This is a genomic window from Pseudomonas sp. FP1740 (assembly GCF_030687165.1).
Classification (GTDB): Bacteria; Pseudomonadota; Gammaproteobacteria; order Pseudomonadales; family Pseudomonadaceae; genus Aquipseudomonas.
Map to the genome: position 1 here is coordinate 912,310 of NZ_CP117461.1, position 14,355 is coordinate 926,664.

8 protein-coding genes are annotated in these 14,355 nt (G+C 54.8%); all 8 read left to right on the forward strand.

Annotated features, from left to right (window positions below):
* Positions 1-295 precede the first annotated feature (295 nt).
* The 8 genes from PSH69_RS03940 to PSH69_RS03975 all read left to right on the forward strand — a co-directional run bounded on the left by PSH69_RS03940 (position 296) and on the right by PSH69_RS03975 (position 14,352).
* Positions 296-1,879, forward strand: a complete 1,584-nt coding sequence (locus tag PSH69_RS03940) for a peptide chain release factor 3 (RefSeq protein ID WP_305411115.1) — start codon at positions 296-298, stop codon at positions 1,877-1,879.
* A 293-nt stretch (positions 1,880-2,172) separates the two neighbouring features.
* Positions 2,173-2,406 (forward strand): hypothetical protein, encoded by a 234-nt coding sequence (locus PSH69_RS03945; protein WP_028939897.1) that lies wholly within the window; start codon positions 2,173-2,175, stop codon positions 2,404-2,406.
* A 481-nt stretch (positions 2,407-2,887) separates the two neighbouring features.
* On the forward strand, positions 2,888-3,889 hold the full coding sequence (locus tag PSH69_RS03950; RefSeq protein WP_305411116.1) for an ATP-binding cassette domain-containing protein: 1,002 nt from the start codon (positions 2,888-2,890) through the stop codon (positions 3,887-3,889).
* Complete coding sequence (locus PSH69_RS03955; RefSeq protein WP_305411117.1) at positions 3,886-4,677, forward strand: ABC-2 family transporter protein; 792 nt, start codon at positions 3,886-3,888, stop codon at positions 4,675-4,677. Before PSH69_RS03950 ends, PSH69_RS03955 begins: the two co-directional genes overlap by 4 nt.
* Positions 4,677-5,459 carry an ABC transporter permease gene (locus PSH69_RS03960; RefSeq protein ID WP_305411118.1) on the forward strand — a complete coding sequence of 261 codons (783 nt, stop codon included), beginning with the start codon at positions 4,677-4,679 and terminating at the stop codon, positions 5,457-5,459. Before PSH69_RS03955 ends, PSH69_RS03960 begins: the two co-directional genes overlap by 1 nt.
* Before the next feature lie 42 nt (positions 5,460-5,501).
* Positions 5,502-11,618: a non-ribosomal peptide synthetase gene (locus tag PSH69_RS03965; RefSeq protein WP_305411119.1), complete on the forward strand. Its 6,117-nt coding sequence runs from the start codon at positions 5,502-5,504 to the stop codon at positions 11,616-11,618.
* Positions 11,584-12,537, forward strand: a complete 954-nt coding sequence (sbnA, locus tag PSH69_RS03970) for a 2,3-diaminopropionate biosynthesis protein SbnA (RefSeq protein ID WP_305411120.1) — start codon at positions 11,584-11,586, stop codon at positions 12,535-12,537. Before PSH69_RS03965 ends, sbnA begins: the two co-directional genes overlap by 35 nt.
* A gap of 51 nt (positions 12,538-12,588) precedes the next feature.
* A complete protein-coding gene (locus PSH69_RS03975; protein ID WP_305411121.1) occupies positions 12,589-14,352 on the forward strand; it encodes an amino acid adenylation domain-containing protein in 1,764 nt (587 codons plus the stop codon).
* Positions 14,353-14,355 lie beyond the last annotated feature (3 nt).

Genomic DNA, 14,355 nt, shown 5'->3' on the forward strand with positions numbered 1-14,355 from the left:
TCCCGAGTGGCAATGCCATTCCTGGCTGCCGGGATTATCAACGTTCGCGAGAAGCAGCTCTTCATGCCGATGAAACCGCATGAGATCGAGCCATAAGCGCAGCCTCGTCAGGCTAACTTGCTGATTTTTCAAACCCTGACGATGGTCGTAACAGGGCAGTGGACGCCTCCACGCCCTGAAAGGTTCCCATCTGAAGCAGCATTTGGCCACCTCTAATGTGCTCAACGGTTCGGTTATTCGATGAAGTTGGGCTATAATCGCGGCCCTTTTTTGAATCACCGCCAGGCGATTTCCTATGACCAAACAGGCCGCCGAAGTCGCGAAACGCCGCACTTTCGCCATTATTTCCCACCCCGATGCCGGTAAGACCACCATCACCGAGAAGCTCTTGCTGATGGGCAAGGCGATTGCGGTTGCCGGCACGGTGAAATCTCGCAAGTCCGACCGCCATGCCACCTCCGACTGGATGGAAATGGAAAAACAACGGGGTATTTCCATTACCACGTCGGTCATGCAGTTCCCGTATCGCGACCACATGATCAACCTGCTCGACACCCCGGGCCACGAAGACTTCTCCGAAGATACTTACCGCACCCTGACTGCGGTGGACTCGGCATTGATGGTCCTCGACGGCGGTAAGGGTGTAGAACCACGGACCATCGCCCTGATGGACGTCTGCCGTCTGCGTGACACGCCGATCGTCAGCTTCATCAACAAACTCGACCGTGACATCCGCGATCCGATCGAACTGCTCGACGAAATCGAAGCGGTCCTGAAGATCAAAGCCGCGCCGATCACCTGGCCGATCGGTTGCTACCGCGATTTCAAAGGCGTTTATCACCTCGCCGACGACTACATCATTGTCTACACCGCCGGCCACGGTCATGAGCGCACCGAAACCAAAATTATCGAGAAGCTCGATTCCGATGAAGCGCGCGCGCACCTGGGTGACGAGTACGAGCGTTTCATCGAGCAGCTGGAATTGGTGCAGGGCGCCTGCCACGAATTCAATCAACAGGAATTCCTCGACGGCCAACTGACCCCGGTGTTCTTCGGTACCGCGCTGGGCAACTTCGGTGTCGATCACGTGCTCGACGCTGTGGTCGACTGGGCGCCGCAACCGTTGGCCCGTGTCGCCAACGAGCGTACCGTCGAGCCAGTGGAAGAGAAGTTCAGCGGTTTCGTGTTCAAGATCCAGGCGAACATGGACCCCAAACACCGCGACCGCATTGCCTTCATGCGTATTTGCTCCGGCAAATACGAAAAGGGCATGAAGATGCGCCATGTGCGCACCGGCAAGGACGTGCGGATCGGCGACGCGCTGACCTTCTTCTCCTCTGAGCGTGAGCAACTGGAAGAAGCCTACGCCGGCGACATCATCGGCCTGCACAACCACGGTACCATCCAGATCGGCGACACCTTCACTGAAGGCGAAACCCTGGGTTTCACCGGCATCCCGCACTTCGCCCCGGAACTGTTCCGCCGCGTGCGCCTGCGCGATCCGCTGAAATCCAAGCAACTGCGTCAGGGCTTGCAGCAACTGGCCGAAGAAGGCGCCACCCAGGTGTTCTTCCCCGAGCGCAGCAACGACATCATTCTCGGCGCCGTCGGTGTGCTGCAGTTCGATGTGGTCGCCAGCCGCTTGAAAGAGGAATACAAGGTCGAGTGCTCCTACGAGCCGATCACCGTGTATTCCGCGCGCTGGATCGAGTCCGGCGACAAGAAGAAGCTTGAGGAATTCACCAACAAGGCCGTGGAAAACCTCGCCCTCGACGGCGGCGGTCACCTGACCTACCTGGCCCCGACCCGGGTCAACCTGGCACTGATGGAAGAGCGCTGGCCGGACGTGAAATTCCGTGCGACGCGTGAGCATCACTAAGCGCCGAGTTGCAAACCCCAAAGCCCCGATGCGCGAGTCTCGGGGCTTTTTATTGTCTGGGCTGTGTACCGCACCGAAGCGACTCGGTTGTCCGGGCGCAACAGGGTTCTTCCTTCCGTGCTCGGCGAGCCCGCATCACTTAGTTGATCTGGTTATAGGCATTATTCGAAACCAATCTCCCTTCTCACGGCATTTCCCGACCTTCGTTAGCGTCCTATCTGGAGAATCGCGCTAAATTTCTCTCTGCGCCATTCCGGCACCCATGCTTCACCCAAGAAAGGATGGAATCGGCTATGAGCATTATTCAACGCATAGTGTTGCTGCTGAAGGTTTTGGTGATGCTATCCCTCGGCACGTCAGCGGCGTGGGCGGAGTGCACGAACCATGATGAGCAGGCCTGGAGCGGGCAAGGCGTGCACAGCGAGCTGATGCTCGCCGCATCGGAATCGGGCAGCTCGGAGGATGACGACTCGACCACCGACGACCCAGACACTGATAATCCGGATGATGGCGACAGTCAGACGTAAGGCGTAAAGAGTAAAGAGTCTCCCTTCTTCCGCGCCTGAGGTTCAATCGAAGGAGGGGAACGACCACGTACTCAAATGAAAGGGCTTATGGCCCATCAGCACTGGCAAAATCCTTCGTTGCCAGAAATTCCTGTAAGCTTTTTTTCCTTGGATCGTAGTTCCAGTCCTCTTCTGTTTTTCTCGTTCTTTTTGCCCTCGACAATGAAAACGCGTGCGACTAGTTTTAGGGGGTGAGTCGCAAATAATGAGAGCAGTCGTACATTGCGTATTGATGCGAATTAGACTTGCGAAACCTTCAAAATCACCTGGCGATAGCAATGAATAGCCAGTGGGGCGAATTGAAAAATTAAATGTGCAGTGGTGTTTCTTGACGGCATAGAGCGGTGCGTGATATCAAAGCGCACGTTGAGATGATATGCGCAATGGATAGCTCATTTTTTTCAGGGTCTGATAAGCAATGGATTGCATAAGTGTTAAGAGTTTGTCGAAGACTTACCGAATCAAAGAGCGCTCTGAAGGGGCTTTCGGTTGGCTGACAAATCTTGTTTCTCCCCGGTCTTCCGAGAAGACTGCCGTTGATGATGTTTCATTTACCGTCGGTCAAGGTGAAGTAGTTGGCTTTCTTGGCCCCAATGGTGCGGGGAAAACAACTACCCTGAAAATGCTTTCGGGCTTGCTCCATCCGACAGCTGGACAAATCTCGGTATTGGGCTATACGCCTAAACTACGTAGTAAAGAATTCCTCAAATCAATTTCGCTGATCATGGGGCAGCGCCAGCAATTGATTTGGGATCTGCCGGCAATGGAAACATTTCGGCTGAATCAGAAGATATTTGAAATCCCTGATGAACAGTTCAAGCAGGTCTATGGCTATCTGGATGAATTGTTGCAAGTCTCCAAACTGGCCAAGGCACCAGTACGTACGCTCTCTCTTGGCGAGAAGATGAAGTGCGAGCTGGTTGCCTCGTTGATTCATGAGCCGAAAATTTTATTTCTGGATGAGCCAACTATCGGGCTTGATGTAGGGGTCCAGAAAATAGTCCGCTCCTTCATTAAAGACTACAGTCGCGAGAGAAATGTAAGTGTACTTCTGACGTCGCATTACATGCAGGACATCGAAGCGTTATGTGAGCGGGTCATTGTCGTGTCGGACGGCAGGATTTCGTTTGACAATACCTTGGAGTCTTTGCGCAAACGTATGTCCAATCACCGCATCATCACGGTGGAGCTGTCCGAAGCAGCCATGGCTTCGACACTCGGCAAATACGGGATGGTCCGTTCCGGCGATGGCTTTGTACATGAGTTCATGGTCCCTGCGTCGGACGTGGTTTCCGTCTGCTCGCGGGTGCTGGCGGAGCAGTCTGTGTTAGATATTTCCATCAGTGATCCGCCTATCGAAGAGGCCCTTCTGAAGCTGTTCAAGGACTCACAGGCAGAAGCCGTCATGCGGGCTGAGGGTGCGTCCGGGAAGTGCGTTGCATGAGCCGGTTCGTAATGAAAGTCGCGGGCGTTGCCCGTACAGCCATTCGCCGTAAAGTTGCACATCGTGCGGAACTGTTCGTACTGGTGCTGGCCTCGTTAGTACCGTTATTCATGATGGTTATCTGGATGGGTATCGCGAAGGATGCCGCGTTGGATGGTTTCACTCCCGCCAAGTTTGCTGCTTACTTTACACTTGTTTTTCTGATCGGTGAAATAGTGTCAAGCACGGCGGCAGAAGAGGTCGAGAGTGATATTCACTCGGGTGATATTGGAAGCTTTCTTTTAAAACCATTCAATATTGGTCTCTACTACTTTTTGAGTGAGCTGGCTTCCGCTTTTGTCAGAGTGATTCCGATATTTTTTCTGGTGGCCGGGGTCTTCGTTTTTTCGGAGGCGGGCTCCTATTTTAATGTGGTTTATCTGTTCCCTGCCTTGCTGGGGGTTGTTCTGGGTTTTGCAATAAACTATTTACTCTATTTCATTGGCGGGCTTGCGGCGTTCTGGTCGGATCAAGCCAGTTCGTTCGATTTGGTGTTGACCTATATGCTGACTTTGTTTGGCGGAGTTTTGGCGCCGTTGTCACTTTATCCCGGGTGGATGCAATTGATTCTGGAGTGGTCACCGTTTCCCTATATCATTAACTTTCCTATCCGAATCATTATGGGTGAGCTGAGTGTCGAACAATTAATGAGCGGGCTCTTGTTTCAGGTTGTCCTGGTGGTCGCTCTGTCCTTGTTGGCCCGTTTTATTTGGGTTGCGGGTATCAAGCGCTATTCGGTATTCGGCTAATGAAAACGGTAAGCGCTATTAGAGCGCTCTTGTTAGCCAGGCTGAAAGAAAACTTGAAAGATCGCGTGCCGGTATTTGTAAGTTTGTTGAATACAGCTCTTCTTGGTTTGTCCGTCTATGTAGTGGTCGAGATCTTCTTTGGTAATGTCGACAAAATTGGCGGGTGGAACAAAGAACAGTCAATTGTACTGTACGGCGCGTTCATCCTGATTCGATCTTTTGTACAAATGGTTGTCTTGCCCAACTGTGAGGCCGCCTCACGGTTAATCATCAGTAAGTCCATCGATACTTATTTATCAAAGCCAATTGATATCCAAGCCATTCTGGCCTTTGGGCAGCTGCGTCTTTGGCATGTTTTTGGCGTGTTGCTGGGATTGGGGTTGATGCTTGGCGGCAGTTCTGCACAAGGACAATTGACCGCGAAGACGCTGGGGGCTTTCTGCATTTTCATAACGCTGGCCTGTGCGTTGGTCTATGCGGTCTGGTTCAGCATCGCGAGCCTGGCGTTCTGGACGAAGAAAACCAGCAACGTTTCTCATCTGCTGTTCATGTTCCTGACCACCGGACGTTTTCCATCCGGTGCTTACCCGGAGTGGATTCAGGTGGTGATCATGACGGTGGTGCCTGTCTTTTTCATCATGGAAGTGCCAGCGCAATCCGCGATGGGGATGACCACGGGCGGTTCCTTGCTGGGGGCGTTGTTGGCGACTGTCGGATTCGCGCTGTTGTCTCGATTACTTTGGTATTTGGGGGTGAATAAATACCTTCGGGAAGGATCCTGAAAGACACAAGCACCGAAATTTAAACCATAAGACATGGATGATATGGAAAATTTTCTGGATTTATTCACCGATCAAGTTCGGCGGTTTCCCCACGCCACCGCAGCCTCCGATGGCCATGACCGCCTGAGCTATCGTGAACTTGATGAGATCTCTGACAGCTTTGCCCGCAAGCTCAATGCGGCCTCAGTAACGCGTGGCGATATCGTAGCCATCGGTCTGGAACGTGGGCTGGAGTTCCTGGTATCGATGATCGGCCTTTTTAAGGTCGGGGCCGCCTATCTGCCACTCGATCGCACACTTCCGCGGGACCGACGCGCTTACATGCTCGAGCAATGCGGTTGCAAGTGGTTGATCGCCGAGGATGATACGCAGTCGCTGTTCGACGGCGTTGGTCTGTTGGTGATGCCGGAGCGGTTTGAGGGCATGACGGGCGGTGCAACCTTTGAACGGTGCGCCCTGACAGACGACAGCCTCGCTTATGTCATCTTCACCTCGGGTTCGACCGGGATGCCCAAGGGCGCGATGGTCCATCATGGGGGCATGGTCAATCATCTGCTGGCCAAAGTTGATGATCTGGGGATGCGCAAGGCGCCCAATGTCGCGCAAACGGCGCCACAGAGTTTCGATATTTCTGTATGGCAATTTCTCGCTCCGCTGATATGCGCAGGGCGGACAGCTATCCTGACTCGATCAGAGTTTCTGGACCTGGATCGTCTGGGTGCGCGAATCGTGCAGGACGAGATTGATATCTTGCAGGTAGTGCCCAGCCATCTTTTGGCCATTCTCGATGCAATCATCGTGGACGCGGACAATGCACGTTTTGATCGGTTGACCTGCCTGGTCGCCACGGGCGAAGTGCTTCCGGTTTCTCTGGCTCGCCGATGGTTGTCGACAAAACCCCATGTTCCCTTGGTCAACGCCTATGGCCCGACCGAGTGCAGTGACGATGTCACACATCAAGTCATTACCGAGATGCCCTCAGCCGATCAGGCCATTCCCATTGGTCGCGCTGTTCGTGGGGTTAACCTGACTGTGCGCGATACCGATCTGGTGGAGCTGCCCGTAGGTGAAGTAGGGGAGCTTTACGTCGAAGGGATTGCAGTGGGGCTGGGTTACATCGGTCGCCCGGACCTGACTCTCAAGGCATTTGTTACTGTCGACGGGCGGCGAGCTTACAAAACCGGCGATCTGGTTAGTTGTGACAGCGAGGGTGTTTATCACTACCACGGCCGGACCGATGATCAAGTCAAGGTACGTGGTTACCGGATCGAATTGAGTGAGGTCGAGTTCGGCATCCTGCGGCTTGTACAGATCAAACAGGCTGCGGTCGTACTCAACACGTCCAACACGCGCGCCTTTCTCACAGCGTTCATAGTGGAGCAGGAGGGTGCCGAGACTGACCTCGAGAGCCTGCGACTCCAACTGCGCGATCACTTGCCAGAGCACATGATCCCGTCCGAGTTTCGTATTCAGTCGTCTCTGCCCGAGACACCCAACGGCAAGATTGACAAGAAAAAACTCACGACCATCGCCAATGACACGCCACTGTCTGCCGGTACGCCAGGCGCTGGCGCGGGGACAGCAAAGGGCGGTCAGGATTTTCTTGAGATGTGGCGTGATCTACTCCGCAATCCGGCTTTGCAACCCACGGATGATATTTTCAGGCAGGGTGCCGATTCCATTCTCGCTTTGCAGTTTATTGCGCGGGCAAAGACCTTGGGGCATGCCTTCACTCTCGGGGATGTTTTTCGTAACCCGACCACGTTGGGACTGCTCAAGGTCACCCGCACAAAAAGTGCCGTGGCAAATACGCAGAGCACCACAAGCGCAAAAGACCAGTCGCTGCCAGGACGTGAACCGCTGGCGGACGACTCGTTATCTTTTTTGCCGATGTCACCTGCTCAAAGGGGCATTTTTGTTCAGTCCCTGCGCTCGCGGCATCGCAACACTTACATCCTTCAATATTCGTTCCGCATGACGATGACGGATGATGGTGTGGCGCTCGAAGCGGGTTGGCGAAAGGCGCATGAGCGCCACGAACTGTTGCGCAGCGCATTCATTCTCGGCCCGTCAAGCCAGCCGGTCAGGGTAGTTGCCGAAGACGCTCCGTTGAGGTGGATGAGAACCGATCTTTCGCACCTGAACGACGGGCAACAACGAACTTTTCTGGAAACGTTTCTTCACGAGGATAAGCAAGCGGGTTTCGTTCTGGAGCAGTCAGCACTCTATCGATTGCACCTGTTCCACCTGGGACGCTCCGATTATCAGTTCGTCTTGAGTGCACACCATCTGATTGTTGATGGCGCGTCGATCTTTCCACTGATGACCGAAGTTTTCGGAGGACGGCCTGCTCCGCACGATGTGTATTCAACCTACATCGCCGGCCAGGAAAAATTTCGCCTGGAGACGCCAGACCAATTGCTCTGGGCCGAGCTCCTCGAGCCTTTTGAGTTTCCAGTCTGTGTATCCGACAGTTCGGGTGAGCCCACCCTGTCTTCGGTGCAGCATGCGTGTCTGCAGAAGCGCCTTCCCGCTGACCTCGAACAAGCTATCGGGGGTATTTGCGTTCGCGCCGGGATCACGATCTCCGCTGTCGCGGCCACGGCCTGGGCCATGGCGCTGAATGCCGTATGCGGTGGGCAACATCAGTTGTTCGGCATGATCGTATCGGGGAGGGCGGAGACAGGCGTCGGGCTGGATGATTTCGGCATGTATGCCAATACGCTGCCGATTCCCGTTGCGCTATATCCGTCTGAGCGACCTGATGTCAGCCTGCAGGAAGTCAGCCGACGCATTGCCGAGTTGTTGCGATTCGAATCGGTATCGATGAATGAGGCGCTTGTCAGCACCCGTTCGCGTTTTGCCAACGAGGCTTTTGATACGGTTCTGAACGTCGAGACACTTGCGGATTGGGCTTCGCTTGAAAGCGCCGGTAACAGCGTTGAGCTCACTCACGTGACGGACCTCACCGAGTTTCCGTTTGCCGTCGAGGTACTCAGCAGTAGCGATGCTATCACCGTGGATTTCATCTGGGATCCTGAGCGCGTCTCCAAGGAGCGAGCAGCCGGGTTGTCCGAGCAGTTCCTGAGCGCGCTGGCCTACATCTGCGATGCCAATGGCCCGCTGCAAGCGTGGCAAAGCTGGAAAGGTGTGCCGGCGGGCGTGAGCGGAACAGACATTACGAAAAATCCGCCAGTGTTGCCTTCGGTGCATTCATCCTTTGACACCGTTGTTCTTACTGCCGCGCGCGAGATCTTGGGTGATGACACGTTGGCGCTGCACTATAACTTCTTTTCCTCGGGTGGGGATTCGATCAGCGCGCTTCAATTGATCGCACGCCTTAGACGGGACGCAATGGCGATTGACCTTGATCGCATCTTTGCCAGTCGATCACTCTCTGAAATCGCCCTCGCTGTGCGGTATCTGGACAGCACCGTCTGCGGAAAAAGCTATCCGCCAATCGGTCCGACTTCTCTGGTGCCTGTGCAGCGATGGTTCGCACAACAGTCACTGGTGAATGCAGACCATTGGTGCCTGGGGACGGCCATCGAGATCCACCGGCCCGTCCTGTCGGATGCCCTGGTCCTGGCGACTAAAAAAATACTCGAGCACTACCCGGTACTGAGTGCACAGTTCAAAGTCGGCGCCGAAGGCTATTCCCAGACCATTCCTGCTCGGCCTGTCGATGGGCTGATGAGCTGCAAGATCGTGCAGTTGAACGGCCCCATCGATCAAGCACTGGATGACATCCGGGACAGGCTGAGCGGCTTCCTGGAAAGCCTGGATCTGGCCGCGGGCGATCTGTTTCGCGTGGTGCTCTTCCGTACCCCGGATACCGACGCCGATCTCTTGGTGATGCTGGCTCACCACCTCGTGGTAGATGCTGTGTCCCTGCGTGTTCTGGTCGAGGACTTTCTACACTTGTGTGCAGGTGCCACCATTGCTGCGGAAGTCACACCGTTTCGCAGTTGGGCACAGCAGCTTACGAGCGATGGGCAAGCCTTCAAGAGCGATGTTCTATCGCAGACGGCTTACTGGTCAAAGGTGGTCGACAGGATTCCCGCATCGGTGCCTTTTGACCCGGACAGGCAACCGTCAAGGCGCGCCAGAATAGTCTCCAGGGGGTTGAGTGTTGCCCAGACCACCGCGTTGGTACGTGATGTATCGGCGGCCTATAACACTCGCATCAACGACATTCTGATTTCAGCGCTGGTACGGGCTTTTTCTGGCTGGCGGGGGAAAAACGAGATCGCCATCAACCTCGAAGGGCATGGGCGTGAGAACGTCCTGGATGGCGTTGATATATCCCGTACGGTGGGTTGGTTTACTTCAGTATTCCCTGTCTGTCTTCAGGATCCTCAGGGTGGCTTGGCCAATTTGATCCAGCAGACAAAGCGTACGCTGGCGGATATTCCGCAACGGGGCATTGGCTATGGATTGCTGCGTTATCTGTTCAATGTGTCCGAGGTTATTCCGGACGCCGAACCGATGGTGCAGTTCAACTATCTGGGGCAATGGGACAACGTGTCATTTGATGACCCGGATGTATCGATGCCATCTGCCCAGATCCTGAGTCTTGTCGATCAGGTGTCGGTTGATCCGCGTAATGGACGTCAGCACGCGCTTGAAATTGAAGCGCGCATTGCCCAAGGACGTTTCGAGATCGACTGGTACTTTGACGACGCCATCCTGTCTTCATGGGAGGCAGAGGATATTGCGACACGCTACTGCGCGGCACTGGACGAGATCATTGCTCACTGTTCCTGCGCAACCCTGGTGCGCGTGCCGTCCGACTACCCGGACGCCGATCTGACCGACGATGAGCTGCAGGCTCTGATCAACAAGGCGGGAGCCGTACCCGCGGATATCTACCCTTTGTCCCCGACACAAAAGGGAATCCTGTTTCAGCACTTGATGAGCGATGACGATACTTACATCCTGCAATATGTCCTGGACATCAATGGCGAGATCGACATCAGTGTGCTGGAGGACGCATGGCGTTTGATGGCTGAACGTCACCCGGTCCTGCGCAGCGGATTCTATTGGGACGCGGTGGCCGGGCCGGTGCAGTATGTTTCGCAAGAGCAACGATGCACCTGGTCGGTCATGGCGGGCGGTGATGATCCGATGTTGTTCGAGCGCGTGATGAAAAACGACCGCTCCCACGGATTCGATCTTGAAACGCCCGCTCTGACACGCTTCACGTTGCTGTCCCATGGCCCGCATGTGCACAAGCTGATCTGGACGTACCATCACATTCTGCTGGATGGCTGGTGTGTGGCCAGAGTCATCAGAGAACTCTTTGACCTCTATGATCATCTGATCCGCGGAGATCAGCCGGCCCCGGCATTCGGCCGGGTCTATCGCGACTACATCGAGTGGCTGGCTCATCAGGAGGCGCGAGAAAACCGTCCGTTCTGGGGCAACTATCTGTCGGGCATCAGCTCCTGTGTCTTCACCAGCCCGGTTGCTTACGAGCCTGTCTCACACGCAGATCATAGCGCCTATCGCTTTACGCTGGGCCATGACCTGTCTCGCTCCATCGAGAAGTTCTGTATGGACCATGGTGTGACCGTTGCCGTTGTCTTTCAATGCATGTGGGCTCAGATCCTTGCGCGAAACACAGGCAACGACACACCTGTTTTCGGCTGGGCAATATCGGGAAGGCCTGCCGACCTTGATGGAGCTGAAGACATCATTGGCCTGATGACTTCAATTGTACCTTGCAAGGTTGACGTGGTTGGCACATCGACTGTGTCGGGCGTTCGGGAGTTACAGCGTCGCAACGCAGTTCTTCAGGACGAAGGACATGTCTCCATGAGCCATTTCAAGAGTGTCTCGGGATTAGGTCAGGAAGAGGAGCTTTTCAACACCGTTCTGGTGATCGAGAACTTCGAACTTCAGGACAACCTGCCGGCCGGTGATCGCTACCGTCTCAGCAATCTGCAATGGATCGAGCGTTCGGAGTTTCCTCTGATTCTCGGTCTGGTTCCGGCAGAAGATTTTTTGATCGAACTCAACTTTAACCGCGAAAAGTTCTGCATAGCGCAAATGGCCGATCTTCAAGAAAGGATTGTTCTTGAACTGGCTCAACTGTCCTCTCTTGGAAATGGAAACCTTGAGCATGATGCAAGTTTACAGTGCGAATCAATTTCATAAGCTGGATAACTTTATTGGTGATGTGCCGGTATACCTGAAGATCGAAGGACTGAATCCTGCCGGCTCCATAAAGCTCAAGACAGCCATCTCGTTGATCGATGAAAGTGAAAGGTTGGGGCATCTTTCTCCCGGGCATAAAGTCATCGAGTCCAGCTCGGGGAACCTGGGTGTTGCGCTGTCGATAATCTGTGCGCAACGAGGCTATCCGTTCACCTGCGTAACTGACCCTAATGTCAATCAGGTCAGCATCAACCTGATGAAAGCGTATGGCGCGGAGGTGATTGTCTGTGACACCCGTGACGGCAATGGTGGTTTCCTCGGGGCGCGTATTGCTTTGATTCAGGAAATGATTCGTAAGGACCCGAGATATTTCTGGACCAACCAGTATGCGAATCCGGCCAACCCCCTGGCGCATTACAACCGCACCGCACCCGAAATACTTCAGCAGCACCCGAACTGCAAATGGCTGTTTGTCGGTGCCGGTACGACCGGAACCCTCATCGGTTGTGCGCGTTATCTGCGAGACAAGGCACCAGGCGTGAAACTGATCGCCGTCGATACCGTCGGCTCGATCAACTTTCAGGAAGTGGCGAAGAAACGGCTGATTCCTGGTCTGGGGACGAGCCGGCGCCCCGAGATTCTCGACCGTGACTTGATCGAGCATATTGAGTTTGTCGACGAAGTCGAGACGATCCGCATGTGCCGCAGCATTGCGCTGGACTATGGCCTGCTTGTCGGTGGCTCCACGGGGACCGTGCTGGTCGCGGTAAAACGCCTGTGGAATCAAATTCCAGCGGGTGACGAAGTGGTCGTGATCAGCCCCGATATGGGGGAGCGCTATCTCGAGACGATCTACTCGGACAAATGGTGTGATGCCAACTTTGGCAGTCAGTTGTACCAACACGCTCTGGTTGGCTGATGTGTATTGACTGTGCCAGACGCTCTTCTCTTTGATTGGAAAGAACCTATCTTGTCAGAACTTCTATTCCCTCCCGACAGTGTTACCGAGACGCAGGTCTTTCTCGATCTGTGGCGCCAGTCCAGTCATGACTACAGGAATGCACCTGCGATAGACAGTGGCGGAATCCTCTATAGCTATGTGGATATTGACGCGCAAAGCAACCAGGTTGCGGCTTACCTGGTTCAAAACGGCATCGGTGCCGGCGCAATTGTTGCTGTGGGCTGTCCGCGGGGCAAAGACCTTCTCATTGCCATGCTGGGGGTCATGAAGAGTGGTGCGACCTTTTTCCTGTTTGAGCTGGACGCAGCCCCCACTCGGCTGTCCGTGCAATTTGAAATGGCCAGGCCAGTACGGGTTCTGGTATCGGACGCAGATGCTTTGACGGCTAACTGCGCGTTCGCCGGTGTGGATGTGGTAACGCTTGGCAAGGTTCTGGAATCTGCGCAACCTCTGCATTTCGCCGCGCCCGGAGTATCCTCTGACGATCTTGCCTATATCATCTTTACCTCCGGCTCGACCGGGCAACCCAAAGGGGTTCTGGTGCCCCACCGGGGCATTCCGAATCTGGCGCGCCATGCGCTGACCTACGGAATCTCGAAAGGCAGTCGGGTACTGATGTTTTCCCCTGTCTGCTTTGACGCGATTATCGCCGAAATCGCGATGACGCTGTTTGCGGGCGGTTGTCTGGTGGCGGTGGCGGATCATGAACTTCGGGATTTTGACAGTCTTCAGAACCTGCTGTGCCACCGTCAAATTGACGTAGTCACACTGCCTCCTTCATTGGTGTCGCTGTTACCGATCGATCTTCCAATCAGCCTGTCGACATTGGTGGTCGCGGGTGAACGATGCAGCAAGGAAGTGATTGCCAATTGGGCAAGCAAAACCCGGTTGCTCAATGCCTACGGCCCTTCCGAGGCAACGGTCGCGACAACCGTGAAATTGTGTTGCGCCGAGACCTCGCCGGCCAATATTGGTCGGGCACTCTCCAATGTGACGGTGCATATCCTGAGCGAGCAGATGGAGGAAGTTGGCGACGGGGAAGTGGGTGAAATCTATATTTCGGGGGGGGGTGTTGCTCACGGCTATCTGGGGCTTGCGGACTTGAGCGCGGCTCGCTTTTTCGGGGGGGCGGAGGGTGTGCCCGGGCGTACTTTTCGAACGGGTGATTTCGCCAGGCGCAATGCCGATGGAGACATCCTGTTCGAAGGACGCCAAGACGACCTGGTCAAGGTAAACGGTAACCGGGTCGAGCTTGCCGAAATTGAAGCTTGTGCCATGGCTTCATCGCTTGTTCAAAGTTGCCATGCCTGCAGCACCGACGCTGGTGCATCGGGGGTGAGAATCGCGCTTTTTATCGTGCCTTCAAACGGAACAGAGGCCGTCGCGGTTGAATCTGCCCTGAGAGAAAAGATCGCCCGTGACCTTCCCAATTACTTCATGCCTGCCCGCATCCTTGTGCGTGATGAGTTGCCCCGAAATCCGGCGGGCAAGATCGATAGAGCTGCGCTGGTGGCTCAATTGGATGTCCTGCAGGAAAGTATCGCACCTGCGGGCGCAATGACCCGCCAGGAAGAAACGCTGGCGCTGATCTGGGCGCAGATTCTGGACCGACCGGTTGAAGACCGTGAAGCGAATTTTTTTGCACTCGGCGGGAATTCCCTTTTGGCGATGCGGCTTGTCGCGCTCATGAAGCGCCACAACATCCAGATTCCTCTGAAACGTGTGTTTGGTGCGCCGACCTTGTCGCAAATGGCTTGTCTGATAGGGGAATGAAAG